Here is a 24816-nt window from a genome sequence, read left to right as displayed (position 1 = left end):
AGGACTTGGTTAAGGAGGGATGCTCCTTGTTGGACGTCAACAACTTCGAGTTTATGAAAATTGGGCTTGCTTCCCCAGAAAAAATTCGTTCTTGGTCCCGCGGAGAAGTTAAGAAACCGGAAACGATTAACTATCGTACACTTAAGCCGGAAAAAGAAGGGCTGTTCTGTGAAAAGATTTTTGGCCCTACAAAAGACTGGGAATGTCATTGCGGTAAATACAAACGTGTCCGTTATAAAGGCGTTGTCTGTGACCGCTGTGGTGTAGAAGTTACACGGGCCAAAGTGCGCCGTGAACGTATGGGCCACATTGAATTGGCAGCTCCTGTATCTCATATCTGGTATTTCAAAGGGATTCCTAGCCGCATGGGTCTGGCTTTGGATATGTCCCCTAGATCGCTGGAAGAGATCATTTATTTTGCATCTTATGTAGTTACCGATCCTGGTGATACGCCGCTGGAGAAGAAACAACTTTTGTCCGAGAAAGAATACCGCAGCTACCGTGAGAAATACGGCTACGGGTTCCAGGCGGGCATGGGTGCTGAAGCGGTTAAGAAATTGTTGCAGGATCTGGATGTCGATAAAGAGCTGGAGTTCCTGAAAGAGGAACTCCGCACGGCTCAAGGACAACGTCGGAACCGAGCGATCAAACGCCTCGAAGTAATTGAAGCGTTCAAGAGCTCCGGCAACCAGCCGGAATGGATGATTCTCGACGTGCTTCCGGTCATCCCTCCGGAATTGCGTCCGATGGTACAGCTGGACGGCGGACGTTTTGCAACGTCTGACCTGAACGATCTGTACCGCCGCGTAATCAACCGTAACAACCGTTTGAAGCGTCTGCTTGATCTTGGCGCTCCGGACATCATTGTTCAGAACGAGAAACGGATGCTTCAGGAAGCGGTTGACGCTTTGATCGACAACGGCCGCCGCGGCCGTCCGGTAACAGGTCCGGGCAACCGTCCTTTGAAATCTCTCAGCCATATGCTGAAAGGTAAACAAGGCCGTTTCCGTCAGAACCTGCTCGGTAAACGGGTTGACTATTCCGGTCGTTCCGTTATCGTCGTAGGTCCTTACCTGAAAATGTATCAATGTGGTCTTCCTAAAGAAATGGCTTTGGAATTGTTTAAGCCGTTTGTCATGAAGGAGCTTGTGAATAAAGGCCTTGCTCATAACATCAAGAGTGCAAAACGCAAAGTAGAACGCGTGAGCCCAGAAGTTTGGGACGTTCTCGAAGAAGTGATCAAGGAGCATCCGGTTCTGCTGAACCGTGCCCCTACGCTTCACCGTCTCGGTATCCAGGCGTTCGAACCGATTCTGGTCGAAGGCCGCGCGATCCGTCTTCACCCGCTCGTATGTACGGCTTATAACGCCGACTTTGACGGTGACCAAATGGCGGTGCACGTTCCTTTGTCTGCCGAAGCTCAAGCTGAAGCACGTATCTTGATGCTGGCTTCCGGCAACATTTTGAACCCTAAAGACGGTAAACCGGTTGTAACGCCGTCCCAGGATATGGTCCTTGGTTCCTTCTATCTGACTATGGATAACAAGGAAGCCAAAGGTTCCGGCATGATCCTGGGCAGTGTCAACGAGGCGGTTTCGGCTTACCAGCGCGGCGCTGCTTCCCTGCATGCCCGTGTTGCGATTCCGGTTAAAGCGCTGAACAAAGTGATCTTTAACGAGAAACAGCAGGATGCCTTGCTGATTACAACCGTGGGTAAAATTATCTTTAACGAAATTTTCCCTGAAACGTTCCCTTACATCAATGAAGCTACCCGGGATAACCTGTTCAACGGTACACCTGAGAAGTATTTCATTTATGAGAAGGGTGCCGACGTCAAAGCGCTGCTGGATGCAGCTCCTGTAGCCAGCGCCGTGGGTAAAGAATATCTGGGCTCGATCATTGCCCGCTGCTTCGAAACTTATCACACGACGGAAACGTCCGTGATTCTCGATAAAATCAAACAGCTTGGCTTCACTTATTCCACACGCGCCGGTGTCAGCATCGCGGTATCCGACGTTGTGGTTCCAGAAGAGAAGAAACAAATCATGTCCGATTCGGATGAAAAAGTCCGGGTGGTTACGAATCAGTACCGCCGTGGTCTGATTACAGACGAAGAACGGTATGACCGCGTTATCGACATCTGGTCCAAAGCGAAAGACCAGCTGACCGACGTCCTCATGAAATCGATGGACCGCTTCAACTCCATCATGCTCATGGTCGACTCCAAAGCGCGGGGTAACAAATCGCAGATTACCCAGTTGGGCGGCATGCGGGGTCTGATGGCAACACCATCCGGCCGGATCTACGAACTGCCGATTAAAGCGAACTTCCGTGAAGGCCTGACCGTCCTCGAGTACTTTATCTCGACGCACGGTGCGCGTAAAGGTCTGGCGGATACCGCGCTTCGTACCGCGGACTCCGGTTACCTGACTCGTCGTCTGGTAGACGTGGCGCAGGACGTTATCGTCCGTGAAGAGGATTGCGGAACCGATAAAGGTATCGTGGTAACACGGATCCAGGACGGTAAAGAAATCATCGAAGATCTCTTCGACCGTATCGAAGGCCGCTATTGCTTCGAAACCATCCGTCATCCGGAAACCGGTGAAATCATCATTCATCGTGATGAGCTCATCGATACGGATAAAGCGAATGCGATTGTTAATGCAGGCATCGAGAAGCTGCAGATCCGCTCCGTGCTCAGCTGCCGCGCTCGTCATGGCGTATGTAAGAAATGTTACGGACGCAACCTGGCGACAGGCAAACACGTTGAAATCGGTGAAGCGGTTGGTATCATCGCTGCTCAATCCATCGGTGAACCGGGAACCCAGCTTACCATGCGTACGTTCCACACCGGCGGTGTTGCGGGCGACGACATCACGCAAGGTCTTCCGCGTATCCAGGAGCTTTTCGAAGCCCGGAATCCGAAAGGTCAAGCAACCATCAGTGAAATCGACGGCGTAATCAAAGAAATCCGTGAAGCTAAAGATCGCCGTGAAATCGAGGTACAAGGCGAAGCGGAAACAAAAGTTTACTCCGTAACCTATGGTTCCCGCCTGCGCGTAAGCGAAGGCATGGAAATCGAAGCGGGCGACGAGCTCACCGACGGTTCCATCGACCCTAAAGAAATTCTGCGCATCAAAGGCATCCGCGGCGTACAGAACTACATCCTTCAGGAAGTTCAACGCGTATACCGGAACCAGGGTGTAGAAATCAACGACAAACACGTCGAAGTTATGATCAAGCAGATGCTGCGTAAGATCCGCATCGTAGATGCCGGTGATACCCAATTGCTGCCAGGATCTTTCGTCGACCTGTATGAATATGAAGTAGCGAACAAAGAAGCGATCCTGTCCGGCAAAGAGCCGGCTGTTGCGAAGCCGGTATTGCTCGGTATCACCAAAGCGTCGCTCGAAACGGACTCCTTCTTGTCTGCAGCATCCTTCCAGGAGACGACACGTGTCCTGACTGATGCAGCAATCAAAGGTAAAGTGGATAAATTGCTGGGTCTTAAGGAAAATGTGATCATCGGTAAGCTGATTCCAGCAGGTACCGGTATGAACCGTTACCGGAATGTGGAATTTGACGGACCGGTGGATGAAGAAACAGCTGAAGGCCTGGAGACTGTATCGGTAGAATAATACCGGCATAGAGAAAAGCTTCAGTGGAAGGGTACTGGCGCGGACGCGGGAGAAAATCGGGTTTCCGGTTTTCTCTCTCGGCCTGCGCCGGTCTTTTTTTACAAAAAGATTAGAAACCATTCTTGACATCCATTGACCGTAGTGATAATATATCAAAGTGCGTGAGTACGAGAATTCCTGTCTTTCTTCGGAGGGTTGACCATGTCGAATGACAACGGGCTACAGGATGCTCATGTAAGAATCGGCACCAAACAAACCATGAGAATGGTTCAAATGGGACTAGCTGATGAAGTATATGTAGCGCAGGATGCAGATCCGCGAATTACTTCAAAGATTGTAGCGCTTTGCGAAGAATCATCCGTGAAGATTACTTATGTCGATACGATGAAGAATCTGGGCAAGGCATGCGGCATCGAGGTTGGTGCAGCAATGGCTGCGATTGTAAGACCATAATGGCTTGAAACGTTTTTGCTGAAGGGGAAGCCTGGAGGTAAAAACTTTTCCTTTGTTCTTTTATGAACCGCCTGGCTCTGTGGGCTTAAAATTCTGGTTTGTAAAGAGCTTTTAAAATTCGAGGAAGGGGGTGGCAACAACATGCCAACTATTAACCAACTAGTCCGTAAAGGACGCCAAGCTAAAGTTGAAAAGTCCAAATCACCTGCTTTGCAACGTGGTTTTAACGCTTTGAAACGTGAGGCTACTGAACTGAGCGCTCCACAAAAACGTGGTGTCTGCACACGTGTAGGTACAATGACTCCTAAGAAACCGAACTCTGCACTTCGTAAATATGCCCGTGTTCGTTTGACGAACCGCGTAGAGGTGACAGCTTACATTCCGGGTATCGGTCATAACCTGCAAGAGCACAGTGTCGTGCTGATTCGTGGTGGCCGGGTTAAGGACTTGCCGGGTGTACGTTACCATATCGTACGCGGAGCTTTGGATACTGCAGGTGTTAACAACCGTATGCAGGCTCGTTCCAAATACGGCGCTAAACGTCCTAAAGCTAAAAAATCTTAAGTTTAACATAACAATGATTTAGAATTTTTTTTGAAAGGGGGATATCCATGCCACGCAAAGGTCCTGTTACAAAAAGAGACGTGTTGCCAGATCCGGTTTACAACAGCAAGCTTGTTACCCGTCTGATCAACCGTATCATGCTTGACGGTAAACGTGGTGTTGCTCAAAGTATCTTGTACAATGCGTTCAACCTGATTCAAGAACGTACTGGCAACGATCCAATGGAAGTCTTTGAAGCAGCGCTTAAGAATATCATGCCAGTTCTGGAGGTTAAAGCTCGTCGTGTCGGTGGTGCAAACTACCAAGTGCCGATCGAAGTTAAACCAGAAAGACGTACATCCCTGGGATTACGTTGGCTTGTCAACTACTCCCGCAACCGCGGTGAGAAGACGATGGAAGAGCGTCTGGCTGCTGAGATCATCGACGCATCCAACAACACTGGCGCTTCCGTTAAGAAACGTGAAGACACACACAAAATGGCTGAAGCGAACAAAGCGTTTGCTCACTACCGCTGGTAGGATTCGGCCTATAAAACCAATACTTCAATTTTGAAGGGAGATCCCATTCATGGCAAGAGAGTTCTCCTTGAAAAATACACGTAACATCGGTATCATGGCGCATATTGACGCCGGTAAGACAACTACCACTGAACGTATCTTGTTCTATACAGGCCGTACGCATAAAATCGGTGAAGTGCATGAAGGTGCAGCAACGATGGACTGGATGGAGCAAGAACAGGAGCGCGGGATTACAATCACTTCCGCTGCTACAACCGCTCAATGGAAAGGTCACCGCGTCAATATCATTGATACTCCGGGACACGTTGACTTCACAGTAGAAGTTGAACGTTCCCTGCGTGTATTGGACGGGGCCGTAGGCGTTTTCAGTGCTAAAGAAGGCGTTGAGCCGCAGTCTGAAACCGTTTGGAGACAGGCAGACCGTTATGGCGTTCCTCGGATCGCTTATGTCAACAAAATGGACATCATCGGTGCCGACTTCCTGAACGTTGTTAAGGACATGCGTGATCGTCTGCAAGCGAACGCAGTTGCAATCCAGCTGCCAATCGGTGCAGAAAACGACTTCGTAGGCATTATCGATATTGTTGGCCAAAAAGCGTATATGTATAAAGACGATTTGGGTCAAAATATCGAAGAAATTGAAATTCCGGAACAATACCTCGACCAAGTTGAAGAGCTTCGCAACGAACTGGTTGAGAAAGTAGCGGAACTGGACGAAGACCTGACTATGAAATACCTCGAAGGCGAGGAAATCACTGTCGAAGAACTGAAAGCTGCACTCCGTAAGGGTGTTGTTGAAGTTAAAATCTTCCCGGTTATCTGCGGTTCCTCTTACCGTAACAAAGGGGTTCAGCTGATGCTGGACGCTGTTATTGATTACTTGCCAGCTCCTGTAGACGTTCCAGCGATCAAGGGTCACCTTGAAGATGGTTCGGAAGCGGTTCGTCATTCTTCTGACGAAGAGCCGTTCGCGGCTTTGGCATTTAAAATCATGACTGACCCTTATGTGGGTAAATTGACATTCTTCCGCGTATACTCCGGTATTTTGCAATCCGGTTCTTACGTATTGAATGCTACAAAAGGCAAACGTGAACGGATCGGCCGTATCCTTCAAATGCACGCTAACAGCCGTCAAGAAATCAGTGAAGTTTACTCTGGTGACATCGCGGCAGCGGTTGGTTTGAAAGATACAGGCACAGGTGATACACTTTGTGATGAGAAGAATCCGGTTATCCTGGAGTCCATGAACTTCCCTGATCCGGTAATCGAAATCGCGGTTGAGCCTAAAACCAAAGCCGACCAAGATAAAATGGGTGTTGCACTCAGCAAGCTGACAGAAGAAGACCCTACGCTTCGCGCTCATACAGACGAAGAAACAGGTCAAACCATTCTGGCCGGTATGGGTGAGCTTCACCTGGATATCATCATCGACCGTATGCGCCGTGAGTTCAAAGTAGAAACCAATGTGGGTAAACCACAGGTTGCTTACCGCGAAACCATTACAGTGCCTGCGCGCGTTGAAGGTAAATTTGTTCGTCAGTCCGGTGGTCGTGGTCAATACGGTCACGTTTGGGTTGAATTCGAACCTCTCGAGCCAGGAACAGGCAGTCAGTTCGACAGCAAAATCGTCGGCGGTTCTGTACCTAGAGAGTACATTGGACCAGCACAACAAGGTATTGAAGAAGCTATGAAAAATGGTATGCTCGCCGGCTTCCCGGTTGTAGACGTAAAAGCCACTATCGTAGACGGTTCTTACCATGATGTCGACTCCAGTGAAATGGCGTTTAAGATTGCAGGCTCCATGGCTCTTAAAGCGGCTAAGGACAAATGTAAGCCTGTATTGCTTGAGCCAATCATGAAAGTAGAAGTAACAGTGCCTGAGGAGTACATGGGCGATGTTATGGGTATGCTGAACTCCCGTCGCGGCCGTATCGAAGGTATGGATTCCCGCGGTGGTACTCAAATTATCCGTGCTAAAGTGCCTCTCTCCGAAATGTTCGGTTACTCTACAACCCTCCGTTCTGGTACTCAAGGACGCGGTGTGTTCTCTATGGAACTCTCCCACTACGAAGAAGTTCCTAAGAACATCGCTGAAGAGATCATCTCCAAGAACAAAGGCGGAGAATAATCGTTTCACCTGTTGGAGCGGAAGTGCCGCATAGCGGCCCCTTCGCTCTGACCTAACATAACAAACCTTAAATTTGAGGAGGAATTGTTTAAAATGGCTAAGGCTAAATACGAACGTACAAAACCCCATGTTAATATCGGTACTATCGGTCACGTCGACCATGGTAAAACAACTTTGACAGCTGCAATCACAACTGTATTGTCCAAAAAATACGGTGGCGCAGCGGTAGCTTTCGACCAAATCGACAAAGCTCCAGAAGAACGCGAACGCGGTATCACTATCTCCACTGCACACGTAGAATACGAAACTCCTAGCCGTCACTATGCACACGTTGACTGCCCAGGACACGCCGACTACGTTAAAAACATGATCACTGGCGCTGCACAAATGGACGGAGCGATCCTGGTTGTATCCGCAGCTGACGGCCCAATGCCGCAAACTCGCGAACACATCCTGTTGTCCCGCCAAGTAGGCGTTCCTTACATCGTTGTATTCTTGAACAAATGCGACATGGTAGAAGACGAAGAGCTTCTGGAATTGGTTGAAATGGAAGTACGCGACCTGTTGTCCGAATACGACTTCCCAGGCGACGACACTCCAATCACTCGCGGTTCCGCTCGTGAAGCTTTGCAAAACCCAGACGGCGAATGGGCTCAAAAAATCGTCGAAATGTTCGAAACAATCGACACTTACATTCCGTTGCCTGAACGTGAAGTTGACAAGCCATTCTTGATGCCTGTCGAGGACGTGTTCTCCATCACTGGCCGTGGTACAGTTGCTACTGGTCGTGTAGAGCGCGGTACTGTTAAAGTTGGCGACGAAATCGAAATCGTGGGTATCCACGAAGAAACTAAAAAATCCGTTGTAACTGGCGTAGAAATGTTCCGCAAATTGCTGGACTCCGCTCAAGCCGGCGACAACATCGGCGCACTGCTTCGTGGTGTTGACCGTAAAGAAATCGAACGCGGTCAAGTATTGGCTAAACCAGCTTCCGTTAAACCACACACTGAGTTCGAAGCTCAAGTGTACGTTTTGACTAAAGAAGAAGGTGGCCGTCACAAACCTTTCTTCACTGGCTACCGTCCACAATTCTATTTCCGTACAACTGACGTAACTGGCGTTATAAATCTGCCAGAAGGTACTGAAATGGTTATGCCTGGTGATAACATCACTGTAACTGTATCCCTGATCTCCCCTATCGCGATCGAAGAAGGAACTAAGTTCTCCATTCGTGAAGGCGGACGTACAGTAGGTGCAGGTTCCGTAGCTACAATCTCCAAATAATAAGGTTGATTAACCTTATCTTTATAAAGCAACAATGTGCTGTGAAGAGTAACAATGTACTGTGAACGCAAGTTAGAGAATCCGGTGTCGCTTTGGCGGTGCCGGATTTTTTTGTGCCTGGCGTGCCCAGCTAAGCACGCATCTTCTAGCCGGTGAAAGTCCGGTCACAGGAGGGGCCAAGCCCCTGTGTAGCTAGGATACCTGCGTATGGCGAAAGCTGTGCGTAGAAGCGTATCGACGAAAGTACCTGTCGGAGACAGGGCGAGCAACATGTCAGGCCGTAACATAAAGTGAATCCTGCCGCGTCGTCAAAAAGGCCTCGCAAGAGGGAAAAGAGGAAGCCGAGCCCCGCGAGCATGGGCGAAGGCCATGGAAGCTGATAAGAACTTGGAGCGTCAGCGAAGAATCCTCCGGCGTAGAGGGATCGGCATGGGATGAAAGAGGATGCAGTGAACTGGGGAGACCCTCCCCTGCACGGAGATTTTTTTTTCGAAACCGTAAAGAGACGCTCTATAAGCCAAAAGGTGAAGTGATCCGTCTGCAGGAAGGGAGTCCGAGGGGCGAATAGTACCGGGGAACGCAGGACAACACAACCTGCGGGAGGGAAGGCGCCCTGCTTTGTTCAAGCTTCACAAGGAGGTACGAGTGAGTGAATGCCAGAAGGCTAACGACACCAACAGAAAAAGTTCAACAACTCCAAGAGAAGCTAGGTCATGCGGCCAAGACGAGCAAGAGCAGAAAGTTCCATGCACTGTACGACAAAGTCCATCGATTGGATGTGCTACAGGAAGCGTGGCGGAGAGTACGGGCAAACAAAGGAGCGGCAGGCATCGACGGTGAAACCTTGGCAGATATAGCGAAGATGGGTGAAGACCGATTCGTAGCGGAATGCCGAGAACGGCTCCAGAAGAAGTCCTACCGCCCCCAGCCCGTGCGCCGTCACTACATTCCGAAGAAAGACGGACGGAAACGCCCGCTCGGCATTCCAACGGTAAGGGACCGCGTCGTGCAAATGGCAACGAAACTCATAGTGGAACCGATCTTTGAAGCCGATTTTCAGGAATGCTCGTTTGGCTTTCGACCGAAGCGAGGCGCAAAACAAGCGCTGGAGCAAATCCGTAAAGCCTGCAACCGCAAAGGCAATTGGGTGGTCGACGTCGACATCCAAGGCTACTTCGACAACATTAACCAAGAGAAGCTCATGAAACTGGTAGAAATGCGAATCAGCGACAGACGCATTCTCAAGCTCATTCGGCAATGGCTCGGAGCAGGAGTGACGGAGGAAGGAACGGTCAGACGTTCCGATCTGGGAACGCCGCAGGGCGGGGTGATCTCGCCGCTACTGGCGAACATCTACCTGAACTACTTCGACCGATTGTGGGAAAAGCATGGCAAAGAGGTCGGGGAACTCACGCGGTACGCAGACGACTTTGTCGTCGTGTGCAAGACAAAGAAAGATGCGCTCCATGGGTACAAACTCATTCAAGCGATAATGGAGCGTCTGGAACTGACCTTGCATCCGGAAAAGACGCGGATTGTGGGGATATGGACGGGAGAAGAAGGGTTTGACTTCCTCGGCATGCACCACCGGAAGACGAAAGCAGAAACGGGGCAGAACCGCGTGTACTATACGACGCAACAATGGCTCTGTGTTAAAGCAGAGAAACACATTCGGGAAGTCGTTAAAGAACGACTCGCGCCGCCGAAAATGCGGCACGTTTCGTTCCAAGAACATGTGGACTGGCTCAACCTGAGAATCCAAGGCTGGAAGAACTACTATTCGACGCCATACAGTTCCAAATGGATGACAAAGTTAGATGGGTACATCCGCACAAGGCTAACGAAGTGGTACGCAAAGAAGCGCCAACGTAGTCGCTGGCGCAGTTCTGGAAATGAGGTTAAGTTGCTCTGCCAAATGTATGGACTCAAAACGCTTTTGTAAGTCGCACGCACATGAATGACGAACATCGGAAAGCCGTATGAGGGAAAACCTCACGTACGGTTTGATGAGGAGGGGCTGAAAAAAAAAAAAAACTCAGCCCTTTACTCTAGCGGCAAGCAAGTGAATGCGGGCCGGAATAAACGACTTTTTACTATTATATATAGGTCGATAGATGGGACGTTTGTGAAGAGGGCTAACGCTCGAAGATGCCGGCAATAATTAGCTTTGAGAATTATTCATTTTTTTTAAAATAAGCTTGCATAACGCCTATCTTTTCTATATAATAATGAATGTTGTTCTGTGACGTTGCGATGATGTGAGAGGTTACTGACACACCCGGCCCCTTTGCCATGGAGCAGTGGTCAGAAAATTTTCACGGAGTATGTCCGATACCAAATTGGGCGATAGAAGGAGGGACTAAAATGGCAAAGCAAAAAATTCGTATTCGTTTGAAAGCTTACGACCACAGAATTCTTGATCAATCCGCTGAGAAGATCGTTGAAACTGCAAAACGTTCCGGTGCTGGTGTATCCGGGCCGATTCCGCTTCCAACTGAGAAGCAAGTTGTTACAATTCTCCGTGCGGTACACAAGTACAAGGATTCCCGGGAACAATTCGAACAACGTACACATAAACGTTTGATCGATATTGTTAATCCGACTCCACAAACTGTGGATGCCTTGATGCGCTTGGATCTGCCGTCGGGTGTGGATATCGAAATTAAATTGTAATTTATGAAGTAAGTCAATTAGTAAAGGGAATGAGGTGTCAACATGAAAGGTATCTTAGGTAAAAAGCTTGGAATGACCCAGTTGTTTACTGCCGAAGGTAACGTGGTTCCTGTAACGGTAATCGAAGCAGGTCCGAACGTAGTTCTTCAAAAGAAAGATGTTGAGAACGACGGTTACGAAGCAGTTCAGCTCGGCTTTTCTGATAAGAAAGAAAAAAGTGCTAACAAACCTGAAGTAGGGCATGCCAAGAAGGCTAACTCTACACCTAAGCGCTACGTTCGTGAAATTCGCGGTGTTGATCTTGCAGGATATGAAGTTGGCCAAGAGGTTAAAGCTGATGTCTTTGCAGAAGGCGAATTCGTTGACGTAACAGGTATTTCTAAAGGTAAAGGTTTTGCCGGCGTTATCAAACGTTGGGGACAAAGCCGCGGACCAATGGCTCACGGTTCCCGTTACCATCGTAGACCAGGTTCCATGGGTTCCATTCAAGCGAACCGCGTTCCTAAAGGTAAACACCTTCCAGGACATATGGGTCACGAAACAGTAACGATCCAAAACCTTGAAGTTGTTAAAATTGATGTAGAACGTAACGTTCTGCTCGTTAAAGGATCTATTCCTGGTCCTAAGAACGGTTTCGTTAAAATTCAAGAAACGGTGAAGAAATAATCGACTGAAGAAAGGAGGAACACAAAATGCCTAAAGTAGCACTTTATAATGTAAGTGGCAGCCAGGTGGGCGAAGTTGAATTGAACGATGCGGTTTTCGGTATCGAACCGAACACTCACGTTCTGCACGATGCAGTAGTAATGCAACGCGCTTCCCTTCGTTTCGGCACACACAAAGTAAAAGGACGTTCTGAAGTACGCGGCGGCGGACGTAAGCCTTGGAAACAAAAAGGTACTGGCCGCGCACGTCAAGGTTCCATTCGTGCCCCGCAATGGGTAGGTGGTGGTGTGGTCTTCGGTCCAACTCCACGCAGCTATTCTTTCAAACTGCCTAAGAAAGTTCGTCGTTTGGCTATCAAATCCGCGCTTTCTTCGAAAGTGATCGACAACGAAATTATCGTACTTGACGCTTTGACGCTTAACGCGCCGAAGACGAAAGAGTTCGCAGCGATTCTTAACAACCTGAAAGTGGACCGCAAAGCTTTGGTTGTAGCTCCAAGCTATGACGATAACGTAGCGCTCTCCGCTCGTAACATCCCAGGAGTTAAGTTTGTTGCAGCTGACGGCATCAATGTTCTTGATGTCCTGACATACGACAAGCTGATCATTACGAAAGAAGCAGTTCAGAAGGTAGAGGAGGTGCTCGCGTAATGAAAGATCCTCGTGATATTATCAAACGTCCTGTAATCACAGAACGTACGGCTGAATATATGGGTGACCTGAAATACGTTTTCGAAGTTGACATTCGTGCCAACAAAACCGAAATCAAACAAGCTGTAGAAGCGATCTTCAAAGTCAAAGTTAAGAATGTAAACACTTTGCGCGTTCCTGCGAAGCCTAAACGGTATGGACGTCATTCTGGTTACACTTCCGAGTGGAAGAAAGCATTCGTAACCCTGACTGCAGACAGCAAACCGCTTGAATTCTTTGAATCGGTATAACATTCTTTTAAGTTAGGAGGGAAACACAGTGCCAATCAAAAAGTATAAACCGACGTCCCCGGCTAGACGTGCTATGTCCGTCTCTACATTTGAAGAAATCACAACAAATGTACCGGAGAAATCTTTGCTTGCGCCGCTTAGCAAAACTGCTGGCCGCAACAACCAAGGTAAAATTACGGTTCGTCACCATGGCGGCGGACACAAACGTAAATACCGTATTATCGACTTTAAACGGAACAAAGACGGCATTCCAGGTCGCGTTGCTACAATCGAATACGACCCGAACCGTACTTCCAACATCGCTTTGATCCACTATGCGGACGGCGAGAAACGTTATATCATCGCTCCTAAAGGCTTGAAAGTGGGCGACCAAGTCATTTCCGGTCCTGGATCTGACATCAAAATCGGTAACGCGCTGCCTTTGGAAAACATTCCAGTAGGTACAGTTATCCACAACATCGAGCTGCAACCAGGTAAAGGCGGACAACTCGTTCGTGCTGCCGGTACAGAAGCTCAATTGCTTGGTAAAGAAGAGAAATACGTAACTGTTCGTCTTTCTTCTGGCGAAGTTCGTAGAATTCTTAAAGTTTGCCGCGCTACAATCGGCTCCGTAGGTAACGAAGACCACGAGCTCGTGAAGATCGGTAAAGCTGGACGCAGCCGCTGGCTCGGACAACGCCCTGAAGTTCGCGGTGTTGTAATGAACCCTAACGATCACCCACACGGTGGTGGTGAAGGTCGCGCTCCAATCGGCCGTAAATCTCCATTGTCTCCTTGGGGCAAACCAACCCTTGGTTACAAAACGCGTAAAAAAGGAAAAGCTTCTGATAAATATATTGTTCGCCGCCGTACGAAGTAATGCGTTTCTACGCATAACTTCCCGGTGGGAACGGTTCGACATCATCTGAAGTTGTTTCGAAGGGAGGATTTAACCTATGAGTCGCAGTTTGAAAAAGGGACCTTTCATTGATGGGTACCTGCTCAAAAAAGTTGAAGAGATGGAAGCTTCCAACAAGAAAGCTGTCATCAAAACTTGGTCCCGTCGCTCCACGATTTTCCCACAATTTATCGGACACACTTTCGGCGTATACGACGGCCGCAAGCACGTACCGGTTTATGTGACGGAAGATATGGTTGGACATAAACTTGGCGAATTTGCGCCAACACGTACGTACAAAGGACATACGGACGACGACAAGAAAACAAGACGTTAATTCTAGTTCTTCTTTATGAGAGGAGGTTACGAAATTGGAAGCAAGAGCACATGCTAATATGATCCGCATCGCTCCGCGTAAAGCTCAACTCGTTGTTGATTTGATTCGCGGTAAGAAAGTGGGCGAGGCTATCGCAATCCTTCGCCATACTCCTAAAGCAGCTTCTCCGATCGTAGAAAAATTGCTGAACTCGGCTATCGCAAACGCTGAGCACAACTATTCTATGGATGTTAATAAATTGGTGGTTACGCAGGCTTACGTAAACCAAGGACCAACGATGAAACGTTTCCGTCCGCGGGCTATGGGTCGTGCAAGCCGTATTAACAAACGCACCAGCCACATTACATTGGTGGTATCTGAAAAATAAGGAGGGAAAACGTGTGGGCCAAAAGGTAAATCCAGTCGGATTGCGGGTAGGTATTATCCGTGATTGGGAATCTAAATGGTACGCAGGCAAGGACTTCGGCGATCTTCTTCTGGAAGACGTTAAAATCCGTGAACACCTGAAAAATAAATTGAAAGAATCCGCTGTATCTCGCATCGAAATCGAGAGAGCGGCTAACCGTGTGAACGTAACAATCCACACTGCTAAACCAGGTATGGTAATTGGTAAAGGCGGTTCCGAAGTTGAGAACCTGCGCGGTGAAATTACTAAAATCGCTGGCGGCAAAAAAGTTCACATCAACATTTCCGAAATCAAAACTCCAGATCTTGACGCGATTCTTGTCGCTGAAAGCATTGCACAACAATTGGAACGTCGCGTTTCTTTCCGTCGTGCTCTGAAACAAGCGATTCAAAGAACTATGCGTTCTGGTGCAAAAGGAATTAAAACAGCAGTCAGCGGTCGTCTTGGCGGTGCTGAAATTGCTCGTACAGAAGGCTACAGTGAAGGAACTGTTCCACTTCATACGCTTCGTGCCGACATCGACTACGGAACGGCTGAAGCTCATACGACCTATGGCCGTATCGGCGTAAAAGTATGGATCTATCGTGGAGAGGTTCTTCCTACGGCTAAGAAACAAGCTGCTCAGGAAGGAGGCAACTAATCATGTTGGTACCAAAACGTGTAAAACACCGCAAACAACAACGCGGTAGTCTTAGAGGTCAAGCTAAAGGCGGCACTGAGCTGAACTTTGGCGAATTCGGCCTGCAAGCAACAGAACCTTCATGGATCACTAACCGTCAGATCGAAGCAGCGCGTATCGCGATGACTCGTTATATCAAGCGTGGCGGTAAAGTATGGATTAAAATTTTCCCTGACAAACCGATCACTCAGAAGCCTCTCGAGGTTCGTATGGGTAGCGGTAAAGGTAACGTAGAAAAATGGGTCGCAGTTGTTAAACCAGGTAAGATCCTGTTTGAACTTGCCGGTGTATCGGAAGAAATCGCACGCGAAGCGATGCGTCTTGCCGCCCACAAACTGCCGATCAAAACAAAGTTTGTGAAACGTGAAGAATTGGGTGGTGAAGCAAATGAAAGCTAATGAACTTCGCAACTTAACCACTGCTGAGATCGAACAAAAGATTGCCGGATTTAAAGAGGAACTCTTTAACCTCCGTTTTCAATTGGCTACAGGTCAGCTTGATAACCCGACTCGAATCCGTGACGTGCGCAGAGAAATAGCTCGTGCTAAAACCGTTTTACGTGAAAGAGAACTTGGGATTTCCAGTTAAGATACTTGCTGCAGGATAGCAGCACCCGAACTCAGGAAGGAGGCCAACCATGAGCGAACGTAATGCCCGCAGAGTGCAAATTGGCAAAGTAGTCAGCGACAAAATGGATAAAACCATCGTAGTAGCTGTTGAAACTTACAAGAAGCATGATTTGTATCACAAACGTATTAAATATACGAAGAAGTTCAAAGCGCATGATGAGAACAACACGGCTAAAATCGGCGACGTTGTAAAAATCGTTGAAACTCGCCCGTTGTCCAAAGACAAACGCTGGAGACTTGCTGAAGTTATTGAAGAAGCGGTTATTATCTGATTGCACGGTAGCTTAACCGAAAGGAGGAAATTTCAATGATTCAACCATTTACACGTTTGGCTGTTGCAGACAACTCCGGCGCGAAGGAATTGATGTGTATCCGCGTTCTGGGCGGTACTGGACGTCGTACAGCTCAAATCGGTGACCTGATCGTTTGTTCCGTAAAACAAGCAACACCAGGCGGCGTTGTCAAAAAAGGCGATGTTGTTAAGGCGGTTGTTGTTCGTACAAAACGTTCCGTTCGTCGTAAAGACGGATCTTATATCGCATTTGACGAAAACGCAGCAGTTGTTGTTAAAGAAGATAAGAGCCCACGCGGTACTCGTATCTTTGGACCAGTTGCTCGTGAACTTCGCGACAAGGACTTCATGAAGATCGTTTCCTTGGCTCCGGAAGTTATCTAATCAACACCCCAAAGTTTCGGCTTTGCTTCAAGGCTTAAGCCAAATGCTTCGGGGACCCCGATAAATTGGAGGTGTAATAGATGCCTAGACTGAAAAAGATTTTGGAGTCTCATAACAATAAACTTCACGTAAAAAAAGAAGATACTGTTATCGTGATCAGTGGTAAAGACAAAGGCAAAAAAGGCCGCGTCATCGCTGCTTACCCTCGTGAGAATCGCGTTCTGGTTGAAGGTGTGAACATGGTGAAGAAACACCAGAAGCCTAACCAACTGAACCCGCAAGGCGGAATCATCGAGAAAGAAGCTCCGATCCACGTTTCCAACGTAATGCATGTTGATCCTAAGAGCGGAAAAGTAACCCGTATCGGTTACAAAACATTGGACAACGGCAAAAAAGTGCGTGTAGCTAAAAGATCCGGAGAAGTGATCGATTAATTCACTTACGTAAGAAAGGAGGAACACCATTCATGTCAGCAAGACTTAAAGAACGTTTTCTGAAAGAAGTAACACCTGCTTTGGTTCAAAAGTTCAACTATACAACAGTTATGCAAGTGCCTAAAATCGAGAAAGTCGTTATCAACATGGGTGTTGGCGACGCGGTTTCCAACTCGAAAGTGCTTGACGCAGCTGTAGCTGAATTGGAACTGATCGCTGGCCAAAAGCCGGTTATCACAAGAGCGAAAAAATCCATCGCCGGATTTAAACTTCGCGAAAACATGCCGATCGGCGTGAAAGTAACTCTTCGCGGCGAGCGCATGTACTATTTCCTCGACAAATTGTTCAACGTAACCCTTCCACGCGTGCGTGACTTCCACGGCGTGTCGAACAAAGCGTTTGACGGTCGCGGCAACTACACACTGGGCCTCAAGGAACAATTGATTTTCCCTGAGATCGAGTATGACAAAGTTGATAAAGTACGCGGTATGGATATCGTTATCGTAACTACGGCAAAAACGGATGAAGAATCCCGTGAATTGTTGACTCAACTTGGAATGCCTTTCGTTAAGTAATAAATTCAAGATTCTCCGAAACCAATTAGGAGGTGTCAGGCTAAAGTGGCTAAAACTTCGATGAAAGTAAAACAACAACGCACACCTAAGTTCAAAGTAAGAGCTTATACTCGTTGCGAACGTTGTGGTCGTCCACATTCAGTCCTGCAAAAGTACAAAATTTGCAGAATTTGTTTCCGTGAATTAGCTTATAAAGGCCAGATTCCTGGCGTGAAAAAAGCAAGCTGGTAATTATCAAGATCGGGAAGGAGGTTTACACGAATGACTATGTCAGATCCTATTGCAGATATGCTTACTCGTATTCGTAACGCCAACACTGTGCGTCACGAAACAGTAGAATTGCCTGCATCGACGATTAAAAAACAAATCGCTGAGATTTTGAAGCGTGAAGGTTTTATCCGCGACGCGGAATATATCGACGACAACAAACAAGGGATGATCCGTATCTTCTTGAAATACGGCCCTAACAACGAGCGTGTCATTACTGGTCTGAAGAGAATCAGTAAACCAGGTCTGCGCGTTTACACGAAGAGCACTGAGGTTCCTCGCGTACTCGGCGGTTTGGGCATCGCGATTATCTCGACATCGAAAGGTGTTATGACCGACAAAGAAGCTCGCCAGTCCAAAGCCGGCGGCGAAGTTGTCTGCTACGTTTGGTAATTAACGTCACAAAACAAGGAGGTGCAGCAAATGTCCCGTATTGGTCGCAAACCAATTACAGTACCAAGTGGTGTGGATGTCACACTGAATAACACAGTTATTACGGTTAAAGGTCCTAAAGGATCTTTGAGTCGTGAACTTCATAAAGACATGAAGGTCGTAGTTGAGGGCAACGTTATCAACATCGAACGTCCTTCTGACAATAAATTGCATCGTTCCCTTCACGGTACAACACGCAGTGTTGTTAACAACATGGTAAGTGGTGTAACGGAAGGTTTCTCCAAGAACCTTGAACTGGTGGGTGTCGGTTACCGCGCAAGCTTGTCCGGCAAAAAGATCGTCCTGAACGTTGGATATTCCCATCCAGTTGAGATCACACCTGAAGACGGTATCGAGTTTGAAGTTCCTTCGAACACCAAGATTATCGTTAAAGGCATCGACAAAGAGCGCGTAGGTGCTTACGCTGCTAAAATCCGTTCCGTACGCGAACCTGAGCCTTACAAAGGTAAAGGTATCAAATACGAAGGCGAACGCATCATCCGCAAAGAGGGTAAAGCTGGTAAGAAGAAATAATCTTCTTTACCGCGGCCCCCTCTGGCTTTTTAATGTTAGTGTGCTTGCATCGTAATCCGAAAGGAGTGAAATGAAACTCATGATTACAAAAGGTGATAAGAATAAAGCGCGTTTGAAAAGACATCTGCGTGTGCGTAAGAAAGTTCAAGGAACTGCCGAGCGTCCAAGATTGAACGTTTACCGTTCCGAGAAACACATCTATGCACAATTGATCGATGACGTGGCTGGCGTAACTTTGGCTTCCGCTTCTACGGTTGACAAAGAACTGGCTTCCGAAATCGGCAATGGCGCTAACGTTGAGTCCGCTCGTAAAGTTGGCTCTTTGATCGCTAAACGTGCTCAAGATAAAGGCGTTAAAGTTGTGGTATTTGACCGTGGAGGTTACTTGTACCATGGACGTATTCAAGCGCTGGCTGACGCAGCCCGCGAAGCAGGCCTTGAATTCTAAGACATTTCTCAAAAGGAGGTAAACGACTTGCGTGTAGATCCGAATACTCTTGAACTGACTGAAAGAGTTGTTAACATTAACCGCGTAGCTAAAGTAGTTAAAGGCGGACGTCGCTTCAGCTTCAGCGCACTGGTAGTTGTCGGCGACGGCAAAGGCTGGGTAGGCGCTGGTATCGGTAAAGCTGGCGAAGTTCCAGACGCGATCCGTAAAGGCATCGAAGATGCTAAGAAAAACCTGGTCCATGTACCACTCGTGGGTACAACGATTCCTCACCTTGTAACTGGTCACTTCGGCGCTGGCCGTGTATTGTTGAAACCAGCTTCTGAAGGTACTGGGGTAATCGCTGGCGGTCCTGTTCGTGCCGTTCTCGAATTGGCTGGTGTAGGCGACATTTTGACAAAATCTTTAGGTTCTTCGAATTCCATCAACATGGTCAACGCAACTTTGGAGGGCTTGTCCCGTCTGAAACGCGCTGAAGATGTGGCGAAATTACGCGGTAAAACCGTCGAAGAACTTCTCGGTTAAGGAGGGAATCCAAGTGGCAAAACTTCAAATTACCCTCGTACGGAGTTTGATCGGCCGTCCGGAGAACCAACGTACAACTGTTAAAACTTTGGGTCTTCGCAAAATCAACCAAACCGTGACTCACGAAGACAACGCTGCTATTCGCGGCATGATCAATCAAGTGACTCACCTGGTTAAAGTTGAAGAGCAAAACTAATCTTCATAGAATTACTGACATTTCATTAAGGAGGTGCAACGAACGATGAAGTTACATGAACTTTCTCCAGCTCCTGGTTCCCGTAAAGAACGCAAACGCGTTGGTCGTGGTACAAGTAGCGGTATGGGTAAAACTTCCTCCCGTGGTCACAAAGGTCAAAACGCCCGCTCCGGCGGTGGCGTGCGTCCTGGCTTCGAAGGTGGTCAAAACCCATTGTATCGTCGCTTGCCTAAACGTGGTTTCGTCAATCCTACCCGTAAAGAGTACGCGATTGTGAACCTGGAAACTCTGAACAACTTTGCTGCGGATACTGAAGTGACTCCTGAGCTGTTGTTTGCACAAGGGATTGTGAAAGACGCAAAAAGCGGAATCAAAATCCTGGGCAACGGCGAAATCACTGTTAAGCTGACTGTTAAAGCTAACAAGTTCTCTCAATCTGCGGTAGAGAAGATCGAGGCTGCCGGCGGTAAAACCGAGGTGATCTAATGTTTAAAACGGTTAAGAATATATGGCATGTTAAGGAACTCCGTAACCGGATCCTGTTTACATTATTTATCTTTATTATTTACCGGATCGGTACTTTCGTACCGGTACCGGGTGTTAATAAAGACGTGTTTAACTCCACGAATAATGCCGGCAGTGAATTGTTCGGACTTTTGAGCACCTTTTCCGGTGGGGCATTGAAGAATTTCTCTATCTTTGCCCTCGGGATCATGCCGTATATTACTTCATCGATCATCGTACAGCTGCTTTCGATGGATGTCATTCCGAAGTTGGCAGAATGGGCTAAGCAAGGTGAACAAGGGAAAAAGAAATCAGCTCAGCTTACTCGTTACGGTACGGTTGTACTTGGTCTGATTCAATCGTTTGCGATGGCTATCGGGTTTAACCGCCTGTATGGCACTGAGATGGTACCAAACGCTACGTTTGTGGATTATCTCCTGATTGCGATTGTATTGACGGCAGGTACATCGTTCCTGATGTGGCTGGGTGAGCAAATTACGGAGAAAGGCATCGGCAACGGGATCTCGATTATCATCTTTGCCGGTATCGTAGCTGCGATTCCGCAGCATATCCAGACGGTTGCTCAATCTGATTTCATTAAAGATGGCCAAACCTTCTACAATGCCATGAAGACAGTAATCATCCTGATTATCTGTGTTCTGATCGTTGTAGGTGTTGTATACATTCAACAAGCCATCCGTAAGATTCCGGTACAATACGCGAAACGTGTCGTTGGCAACAAAATGTATGGCGGACAAAATACGCACATCCCGCTTAAAATCAATGCGGCTGGCGTTATTCCAGTAATCTTCGCTGTATCGCTCCTGCAGTTCCCGGTTATTATCGCGAACTTCTGGTCGACTCATGGTTGGGCACAGTGGATTACCACACATTTGAGAACCAGTGATCCGCTTGGTATCGTATTGTATGTTATCATGATCATCGGCTTTACCTTCTTCTACACCTTCGTTCAGATGAATCCAACTCAAATGGCGGATCAGATGAAGAAAAACGGCGGATATATTCCGGGCATTCGTCCGGGTAAAACGACGGAGAAGTACTTGGTACGGGTTATGTCCCGTTTGACAATGACCGGTGCGCTTTTCCTGGCTGTGGTCTCTATCCTTCCGGTAGTATTCGGAGCTTTGGCTGGACTCCCGCAGTCGGTGCAAATCGGTGGTACTTCGCTGCTGATCGTCATTGGTGTAGCACTGGATACGATGAAGCAGATCGAAAGCCAATTGATCAAACGGCATTACAAAGGATTTATTAAGAAGTAGGCGACAGGTACCAGGATCGGGGTTGTGCTTCATGATCTCGCCTGGCGCCTTTCGTGCTGTTTCATGCAGCATCTGTTAGTCAGAGAGGGAGCGATAAAGCATGAACATTTTATTCATGGGACCTCCTGGAGCAGGAAAAGGAACACAAGCAGAAGTTATTGTCGGTACCTTCGGCATTCCTCATATTTCTACGGGCGATGCGTTTCGTCTGGCGATCAAACAAGGAACGCCGGTTGGCCTCAAAGCCAAGGAGTATATCGATCAAGGCCTGCTGGTGCCTGATGATGTGACCGTAGGTATTGTTCGCGAGCGTTTGCAGCAGCCCGATTGTGAAAAAGGTTTTCTCTTGGACGGGTTTCCAAGAACTCTTTCACAAGCGGAAGCTCTGGAAGAGCTGCTTTCCGAACAAGGCCGCAGCCTGGATCATGTTATTAACCTGAAAGTAGACCGTGATAAACTGCTGGCGCGTCTGACCGGGCGTCGTATTTGCAGAAATTGCGGAACCACTTATCATGTGATCTTTAATCCTCCCAAACAGGAAGGTGTTTGTGATAAATGCGGCGGTGAGCTGTACCAGCGTTCGGATGATAATGAAGAAAGCGTGGGTACTCGACTCGACGAATATATCAACAAAACAGCACCACTCCTCAAGTTTTACGAAGTTAAAGGTTTACTGCGTGAAGTAGACGGCGAACAGGAAATCGGTACGGTATCGGAAGAGATCGTATCTTTATTGCGAGGTTAGGTTAATGATCATTATTAAATCCGAAACGGAACTGGGCTATATGAGAGAAGCAGGGCGGATCGTAGCGGAAACGCACCGGATCTTGGCTCAAGCGATCGAGCCGGGCATTACGACGGGAGAACTTGATCAGATTGCCGACAAATACATTCGCAGTCAAGGCGCAGTGCCATCTTTTAAAGACTATAACGGTTTTCCTTACAGCATTTGCGCTTCGGTTAACGAAGAATTGGTGCATGGATTTCCCGGCAAACGTAAGTTAAACGAAGGCGACATCGTCACATTTGATATCGGTGCTGAGTACCGCGGTTATCACGGAGATTCCGCCTGGACTTATCCGGTCGGCCGCATCTCTGATGAAGCTCAGAAACTTCTTGATGTAACAGAAGGCTCTTTGTATGCCGGTCTTGAACTTGTGAAGCCGGATGTCCGCTTGTTTACAATTTCTCATGCGATTCAGACCTATATTGAGAAAGAGGGTTTCTCGGTTGTTCGTGAATATGTCGGTCACGGCATCGGCACGGAGCTGCACGAGGAACCACAAATTCCGAACTATGGGGTCCCTGATCGCGGACCAAGATTGAAGCCAGGCATGGCGCTTGCGATCGAGCCGATGGTCAATGCCGGCAAGCGTTATGTAAGAACGCTTGAAGACAATTGGACTGTCGTAACAGTGGATGGATCTCTATGCGCGCACTTCGAACACACGGTTGCCGTGACGAAGGATGGTATGGAAATACTCACAAAGCTGAACGCTTAGTAGGTGGGGTATTTGGTGGATTACAGAACTGGACAGATCGGACAGCTGGTCAGAGTGCTGAAGGGGAAAGATGCCGGAACGCTCAGCGTCATTGTTGAGCGGGTGGATGATAAATTCGTCCGGATTGCCGATGGCGACAAACGAAAGTTTGATCAAGCCAAACGCAAGAACCTGCAGCATCTGGAGCTGATGTCTTGGATAAGCGAAGAGGTTGTGAACAGTTTAAATGAAACGGGTCGGGTTACGAACGGAAAATTGCGTCATGCGGTTATATCGTTCAAACAATTCACCGATACTAGAACCGAAGAGAAAGGAGACTGACTTTGGCTAAAGAAGATGTCATTGAAGTCGAAGGTACGGTTATTGAACCGCTGCCGAATGCAACTTTTAAGGTAGAGCTTGAGAACGGTCACCAAATCCTTGCCCATGTTTCCGGTAAGCTGCGGATGCACTTCATCCGTATTCTGACAGGGGATAAAGTGGTCGTACAATTGTCGCCTTACGATTTGACAAAAGGCCGTATTACTTACCGTAAATAGATTCCATTACCGCTTTTCAATAGATTTGTGGTATACTAATAAAGTTGGGCTTTCATGAAGCCTCATAAGGCTCGCTTTAAGGAGGTAATTAAAATGAAGGTAAGACCTTCTGTGAAGCCAATTTGCGAAAAATGCAAAGTCATTCGCCGCAAAGGCAACGTTATGGTAATTTGTGAAAATCCTAAGCACAAACAAAAACAAGGTTAATTAAGAAGGGGGTGTAGCGTAAAATGGCACGTATTGCTGGTGTGGATTTGCCACGTGATAAACGCGTTGAGATCGCCTTGACTTATATTTTCGGAATCGGTAAGACGACTTCCCAGAAAATTTTGGCTGAAACAGGCATCAGCCCGAACACTCGCGTTCGGGATTTGACGGAAGATGAAGTGGGCAAATTACGTGAAACGATCGACAAAACGGTTAAAGTAGAAGGCGACCTGCGTCGTGAAATTTCCTTGAATATTAAACGTTTGATTGAAATCGGATGCTATCGCGGTGTTCGTCACCGTCGTGGCCTGCCTGTTCGTGGACAACGTACTAAGACCAATGCTCGTACTCGCAAAGGTCCTCGTCGTACTGTAGCGAACAAGAAGAAATAAGAAGGGGGGATAACAGACAATGGCAAAACCAAAAAAAGTCGTACGTACTAAACGTCGTGACCGTAAAAATATTGAATCTGGTGTGGCTCATATCCGCTCCACTTTCAATAATACGATTGTAACGATTACCGATCCGCACGGAAACGCGATCTCTTGGGCAAGCTCAGGCGGTCTCGGTTTCAAAGGTTCCCGGAAATCGACTCCATTTGCTGCGCAAATGGCTGCAGAATCTGCTGCTAAAGCTGCAATGGAACATGGCATGAAAACCGTCGAAGTTATGGTTAAAGGTCCTGGCGCCGGCCGTGAAGCTGCGATCCGCTCGCTTCAAGCTGCAGGCCTCGAAGTTAACATGATTAAAGACGTAACTCCAATCCCGCACAACGGGTGCCGTCCTCCAAAACGCCGTCGTGTCTAATTGAAGCCAGCCTTTAGTGTGGTATAACGGCATCAGTATTTGGTAACAATGGATGTTTAGGCATACTACATGAACTTAACTCACAGGTAGAGTTTCAT

General features: G+C 47.8%; 36 protein-coding genes. All 36 read left to right on the top strand.

The window, feature by feature from the left end; translation table 11 throughout:
- Positions 1–26: 26 nt before the first annotated feature.
- Positions 27–3638, top strand: coding sequence for a DNA-directed RNA polymerase subunit beta' (gene rpoC, locus AWM70_RS16615; protein WP_068698251.1), 3612 nt, complete (start codon positions 27–29; stop codon positions 3636–3638).
- A 201-nt stretch (positions 3639–3839) separates the two neighbouring features.
- Positions 3840–4091, top strand: coding sequence for a ribosomal L7Ae/L30e/S12e/Gadd45 family protein (locus tag AWM70_RS16610; RefSeq protein ID WP_068698249.1), 252 nt, complete (start codon positions 3840–3842; stop codon positions 4089–4091).
- A 141-nt stretch (positions 4092–4232) separates the two neighbouring features.
- Positions 4233–4655 (top strand): 30S ribosomal protein S12, encoded by a 423-nt coding sequence (rpsL, locus tag AWM70_RS16605; protein ID WP_068698247.1) that lies wholly within the window; start codon positions 4233–4235, stop codon positions 4653–4655.
- Between the two features lie 47 nt (positions 4656–4702).
- Positions 4703–5173, top strand: a complete 471-nt coding sequence (gene rpsG, locus AWM70_RS16600) for a 30S ribosomal protein S7 (protein WP_044482526.1) — start codon at positions 4703–4705, stop codon at positions 5171–5173.
- Between the two features lie 49 nt (positions 5174–5222).
- The gene (gene fusA / locus AWM70_RS16595; RefSeq protein ID WP_068698246.1) at positions 5223–7301 is read left to right on the top strand and encodes an elongation factor G; all 2079 of its coding nucleotides are present in this window, start codon (positions 5223–5225) and stop codon (positions 7299–7301) included.
- 93 nt (positions 7302–7394) lie between these two features.
- Positions 7395–8585, top strand: coding sequence for an elongation factor Tu (gene tuf, locus AWM70_RS16590; protein ID WP_068698244.1), 1191 nt, complete (start codon positions 7395–7397; stop codon positions 8583–8585).
- Between the two features lie 778 nt (positions 8586–9363).
- Positions 9364–10527, top strand: a complete 1164-nt coding sequence (gene ltrA / locus AWM70_RS16585; RefSeq protein ID WP_237167918.1) for a group II intron reverse transcriptase/maturase — start codon at positions 9364–9366, stop codon at positions 10525–10527.
- Between the two features lie 422 nt (positions 10528–10949).
- Positions 10950–11258, top strand: coding sequence for a 30S ribosomal protein S10 (rpsJ, locus tag AWM70_RS16580; RefSeq protein WP_068698242.1), 309 nt, complete (start codon positions 10950–10952; stop codon positions 11256–11258).
- 42 nt (positions 11259–11300) lie between these two features.
- The gene (gene rplC, locus AWM70_RS16575; RefSeq protein WP_068698240.1) at positions 11301–11924 is read left to right on the top strand and encodes a 50S ribosomal protein L3; all 624 of its coding nucleotides are present in this window, start codon (positions 11301–11303) and stop codon (positions 11922–11924) included.
- A gap of 26 nt (positions 11925–11950) precedes the next feature.
- The gene (gene rplD, locus AWM70_RS16570; protein WP_068698238.1) at positions 11951–12574 is read left to right on the top strand and encodes a 50S ribosomal protein L4; all 624 of its coding nucleotides are present in this window, start codon (positions 11951–11953) and stop codon (positions 12572–12574) included.
- Complete coding sequence (gene rplW / locus AWM70_RS16565; RefSeq protein WP_068698236.1) at positions 12574–12864, top strand: 50S ribosomal protein L23; 291 nt, start codon at positions 12574–12576, stop codon at positions 12862–12864. Before rplD ends, rplW begins: the two co-directional genes overlap by 1 nt.
- A gap of 28 nt (positions 12865–12892) precedes the next feature.
- Entirely contained in the window at positions 12893–13723 is an 831-nt protein-coding gene (rplB, locus tag AWM70_RS16560; protein ID WP_068698234.1) for a 50S ribosomal protein L2, read from the top strand.
- 76 nt (positions 13724–13799) lie between these two features.
- Complete coding sequence (gene rpsS / locus AWM70_RS16555; RefSeq protein WP_068698232.1) at positions 13800–14078, top strand: 30S ribosomal protein S19; 279 nt, start codon at positions 13800–13802, stop codon at positions 14076–14078.
- 58 nt (positions 14079–14136) lie between these two features.
- Positions 14137–14445 carry a 50S ribosomal protein L22 gene (gene rplV / locus AWM70_RS16550; protein ID WP_418303219.1) on the top strand — a complete coding sequence of 103 codons (309 nt, stop codon included), beginning with the start codon at positions 14137–14139 and terminating at the stop codon, positions 14443–14445.
- Between the two features lie 13 nt (positions 14446–14458).
- On the top strand, positions 14459–15124 hold the full coding sequence (gene rpsC / locus AWM70_RS16545) for a 30S ribosomal protein S3 (RefSeq protein WP_068698228.1): 666 nt from the start codon (positions 14459–14461) through the stop codon (positions 15122–15124).
- 2 nt (positions 15125–15126) lie between these two features.
- On the top strand, positions 15127–15561 hold the full coding sequence (gene rplP, locus AWM70_RS16540; RefSeq protein WP_068698226.1) for a 50S ribosomal protein L16: 435 nt from the start codon (positions 15127–15129) through the stop codon (positions 15559–15561).
- A complete protein-coding gene (rpmC, locus tag AWM70_RS16535) occupies positions 15551–15751 on the top strand; it encodes a 50S ribosomal protein L29 (protein ID WP_068698224.1) in 201 nt (66 codons plus the stop codon). The genes rplP and rpmC overlap by 11 nt, the downstream gene beginning before the upstream one ends.
- Before the next feature lie 49 nt (positions 15752–15800).
- On the top strand, positions 15801–16064 hold the full coding sequence (rpsQ, locus tag AWM70_RS16530) for a 30S ribosomal protein S17 (RefSeq protein WP_068698222.1): 264 nt from the start codon (positions 15801–15803) through the stop codon (positions 16062–16064).
- Positions 16065–16099: 35 nt separating this feature from the next.
- Positions 16100–16468, top strand: a complete 369-nt coding sequence (rplN, locus tag AWM70_RS16525) for a 50S ribosomal protein L14 (RefSeq protein WP_068698221.1) — start codon at positions 16100–16102, stop codon at positions 16466–16468.
- A gap of 80 nt (positions 16469–16548) precedes the next feature.
- Complete coding sequence (gene rplX / locus AWM70_RS16520; protein ID WP_068698219.1) at positions 16549–16902, top strand: 50S ribosomal protein L24; 354 nt, start codon at positions 16549–16551, stop codon at positions 16900–16902.
- Positions 16903–16934: 32 nt separating this feature from the next.
- Positions 16935–17477: a 50S ribosomal protein L5 gene (gene rplE, locus AWM70_RS16515; protein ID WP_068698217.1), complete on the top strand. Its 543-nt coding sequence runs from the start codon at positions 16935–16937 to the stop codon at positions 17475–17477.
- Between the two features lie 45 nt (positions 17478–17522).
- Positions 17523–17708 carry a type Z 30S ribosomal protein S14 gene (locus AWM70_RS22925; protein ID WP_009226651.1) on the top strand — a complete coding sequence of 62 codons (186 nt, stop codon included), beginning with the start codon at positions 17523–17525 and terminating at the stop codon, positions 17706–17708.
- A gap of 30 nt (positions 17709–17738) precedes the next feature.
- Positions 17739–18137, top strand: coding sequence for a 30S ribosomal protein S8 (gene rpsH / locus AWM70_RS16510; protein ID WP_068698215.1), 399 nt, complete (start codon positions 17739–17741; stop codon positions 18135–18137).
- A gap of 30 nt (positions 18138–18167) precedes the next feature.
- Positions 18168–18710, top strand: coding sequence for a 50S ribosomal protein L6 (gene rplF / locus AWM70_RS16505; protein ID WP_068698213.1), 543 nt, complete (start codon positions 18168–18170; stop codon positions 18708–18710).
- A gap of 79 nt (positions 18711–18789) precedes the next feature.
- On the top strand, positions 18790–19158 hold the full coding sequence (gene rplR, locus AWM70_RS16500; protein WP_083180377.1) for a 50S ribosomal protein L18: 369 nt from the start codon (positions 18790–18792) through the stop codon (positions 19156–19158).
- Positions 19159–19185: 27 nt separating this feature from the next.
- Complete coding sequence (gene rpsE, locus AWM70_RS16495) at positions 19186–19683, top strand: 30S ribosomal protein S5 (protein WP_044482508.1); 498 nt, start codon at positions 19186–19188, stop codon at positions 19681–19683.
- Between the two features lie 13 nt (positions 19684–19696).
- A complete protein-coding gene (gene rpmD, locus AWM70_RS16490) occupies positions 19697–19879 on the top strand; it encodes a 50S ribosomal protein L30 (RefSeq protein WP_068698208.1) in 183 nt (60 codons plus the stop codon).
- A 45-nt stretch (positions 19880–19924) separates the two neighbouring features.
- Entirely contained in the window at positions 19925–20365 is a 441-nt protein-coding gene (gene rplO / locus AWM70_RS16485; RefSeq protein WP_068698206.1) for a 50S ribosomal protein L15, read from the top strand.
- Entirely contained in the window at positions 20365–21663 is a 1299-nt protein-coding gene (gene secY, locus AWM70_RS16480) for a preprotein translocase subunit SecY (protein WP_068698204.1), read from the top strand. The genes rplO and secY overlap by 1 nt, the downstream gene beginning before the upstream one ends.
- A 100-nt stretch (positions 21664–21763) precedes the next feature.
- Positions 21764–22408: an adenylate kinase gene (locus tag AWM70_RS16475; protein ID WP_068698202.1), complete on the top strand. Its 645-nt coding sequence runs from the start codon at positions 21764–21766 to the stop codon at positions 22406–22408.
- A gap of 4 nt (positions 22409–22412) precedes the next feature.
- Positions 22413–23165, top strand: a complete 753-nt coding sequence (gene map, locus AWM70_RS16470) for a type I methionyl aminopeptidase (RefSeq protein WP_068698199.1) — start codon at positions 22413–22415, stop codon at positions 23163–23165.
- A gap of 12 nt (positions 23166–23177) precedes the next feature.
- Positions 23178–23486, top strand: a complete 309-nt coding sequence (locus AWM70_RS16465) for a KOW domain-containing RNA-binding protein (RefSeq protein ID WP_068698197.1) — start codon at positions 23178–23180, stop codon at positions 23484–23486.
- A gap of 2 nt (positions 23487–23488) precedes the next feature.
- On the top strand, positions 23489–23704 hold the full coding sequence (gene infA, locus AWM70_RS16460; RefSeq protein ID WP_006212898.1) for a translation initiation factor IF-1: 216 nt from the start codon (positions 23489–23491) through the stop codon (positions 23702–23704).
- A 93-nt stretch (positions 23705–23797) separates the two neighbouring features.
- Entirely contained in the window at positions 23798–23911 is a 114-nt protein-coding gene (rpmJ, locus tag AWM70_RS16455) for a 50S ribosomal protein L36 (protein ID WP_003333770.1), read from the top strand.
- A 23-nt stretch (positions 23912–23934) separates the two neighbouring features.
- Positions 23935–24303 (top strand): 30S ribosomal protein S13, encoded by a 369-nt coding sequence (gene rpsM, locus AWM70_RS16450; RefSeq protein WP_068698195.1) that lies wholly within the window; start codon positions 23935–23937, stop codon positions 24301–24303.
- Between the two features lie 19 nt (positions 24304–24322).
- Complete coding sequence (gene rpsK, locus AWM70_RS16445) at positions 24323–24718, top strand: 30S ribosomal protein S11 (RefSeq protein ID WP_009226663.1); 396 nt, start codon at positions 24323–24325, stop codon at positions 24716–24718.
- Positions 24719–24816: the final 98 nt, after the last annotated feature.

The sequence above is a fragment of the Paenibacillus yonginensis genome, assembly GCF_001685395.1.
Lineage (GTDB): Bacteria > Bacillota > Bacilli > Paenibacillales > Paenibacillaceae > Fontibacillus > Fontibacillus yonginensis.
The sequence above is the reverse complement of the archived record's forward strand: the minus strand, read 5'-3'. Positions and strand labels throughout refer to the sequence as shown.

What these genes read in the sequence shown, in the direction of transcription:
- AWM70_RS16610 (WP_068698249.1), top strand. Translation starts at nt 3,840, where the DNA reads ATGTCGAATGACAACGGGCTACAGGATGCTCATGTAAGAATCGGCACC.
- rpsL (WP_068698247.1), top strand. Translation starts at nt 4,233, where the DNA reads ATGCCAACTATTAACCAACTAGTCCGTAAAGGACGCCAAGCTAAAGTT.
- rpsG (WP_044482526.1), top strand. Translation starts at nt 4,703, where the DNA reads ATGCCACGCAAAGGTCCTGTTACAAAAAGAGACGTGTTGCCAGATCCG.
- fusA (WP_068698246.1), top strand. Translation starts at nt 5,223, where the DNA reads ATGGCAAGAGAGTTCTCCTTGAAAAATACACGTAACATCGGTATCATG.
- tuf (WP_068698244.1), top strand. Translation starts at nt 7,395, where the DNA reads ATGGCTAAGGCTAAATACGAACGTACAAAACCCCATGTTAATATCGGT.
- rpsJ (WP_068698242.1), top strand. Translation starts at nt 10,950, where the DNA reads ATGGCAAAGCAAAAAATTCGTATTCGTTTGAAAGCTTACGACCACAGA.
- rplC (WP_068698240.1), top strand. Translation starts at nt 11,301, where the DNA reads ATGAAAGGTATCTTAGGTAAAAAGCTTGGAATGACCCAGTTGTTTACT.
- rplD (WP_068698238.1), top strand. Translation starts at nt 11,951, where the DNA reads ATGCCTAAAGTAGCACTTTATAATGTAAGTGGCAGCCAGGTGGGCGAA.
- rplW (WP_068698236.1), top strand. Translation starts at nt 12,574, where the DNA reads ATGAAAGATCCTCGTGATATTATCAAACGTCCTGTAATCACAGAACGT.
- rpsS (WP_068698232.1), top strand. Translation starts at nt 13,800, where the DNA reads ATGAGTCGCAGTTTGAAAAAGGGACCTTTCATTGATGGGTACCTGCTC.
- rplV (WP_418303219.1), top strand. Translation starts at nt 14,137, where the DNA reads ATGATCCGCATCGCTCCGCGTAAAGCTCAACTCGTTGTTGATTTGATT.
- rplP (WP_068698226.1), top strand. Translation starts at nt 15,127, where the DNA reads ATGTTGGTACCAAAACGTGTAAAACACCGCAAACAACAACGCGGTAGT.
- rpmC (WP_068698224.1), top strand. Translation starts at nt 15,551, where the DNA reads ATGAAAGCTAATGAACTTCGCAACTTAACCACTGCTGAGATCGAACAA.
- rpsQ (WP_068698222.1), top strand. Translation starts at nt 15,801, where the DNA reads ATGAGCGAACGTAATGCCCGCAGAGTGCAAATTGGCAAAGTAGTCAGC.
- rplN (WP_068698221.1), top strand. Translation starts at nt 16,100, where the DNA reads ATGATTCAACCATTTACACGTTTGGCTGTTGCAGACAACTCCGGCGCG.
- rplX (WP_068698219.1), top strand. Translation starts at nt 16,549, where the DNA reads ATGCCTAGACTGAAAAAGATTTTGGAGTCTCATAACAATAAACTTCAC.
- rplE (WP_068698217.1), top strand. Translation starts at nt 16,935, where the DNA reads ATGTCAGCAAGACTTAAAGAACGTTTTCTGAAAGAAGTAACACCTGCT.
- rpsH (WP_068698215.1), top strand. Translation starts at nt 17,739, where the DNA reads ATGACTATGTCAGATCCTATTGCAGATATGCTTACTCGTATTCGTAAC.
- rplF (WP_068698213.1), top strand. Translation starts at nt 18,168, where the DNA reads ATGTCCCGTATTGGTCGCAAACCAATTACAGTACCAAGTGGTGTGGAT.
- rplR (WP_083180377.1), top strand. Translation starts at nt 18,790, where the DNA reads ATGATTACAAAAGGTGATAAGAATAAAGCGCGTTTGAAAAGACATCTG.
- rplO (WP_068698206.1), top strand. Translation starts at nt 19,925, where the DNA reads ATGAAGTTACATGAACTTTCTCCAGCTCCTGGTTCCCGTAAAGAACGC.
- secY (WP_068698204.1), top strand. Translation starts at nt 20,365, where the DNA reads ATGTTTAAAACGGTTAAGAATATATGGCATGTTAAGGAACTCCGTAAC.
- AWM70_RS16475 (WP_068698202.1), top strand. Translation starts at nt 21,764, where the DNA reads ATGAACATTTTATTCATGGGACCTCCTGGAGCAGGAAAAGGAACACAA.
- map (WP_068698199.1), top strand. Translation starts at nt 22,413, where the DNA reads ATGATCATTATTAAATCCGAAACGGAACTGGGCTATATGAGAGAAGCA.
- rpmJ (WP_003333770.1), top strand. Translation starts at nt 23,798, where the DNA reads ATGAAGGTAAGACCTTCTGTGAAGCCAATTTGCGAAAAATGCAAAGTC.
- rpsM (WP_068698195.1), top strand. Translation starts at nt 23,935, where the DNA reads ATGGCACGTATTGCTGGTGTGGATTTGCCACGTGATAAACGCGTTGAG.
- rpsK (WP_009226663.1), top strand. Translation starts at nt 24,323, where the DNA reads ATGGCAAAACCAAAAAAAGTCGTACGTACTAAACGTCGTGACCGTAAA.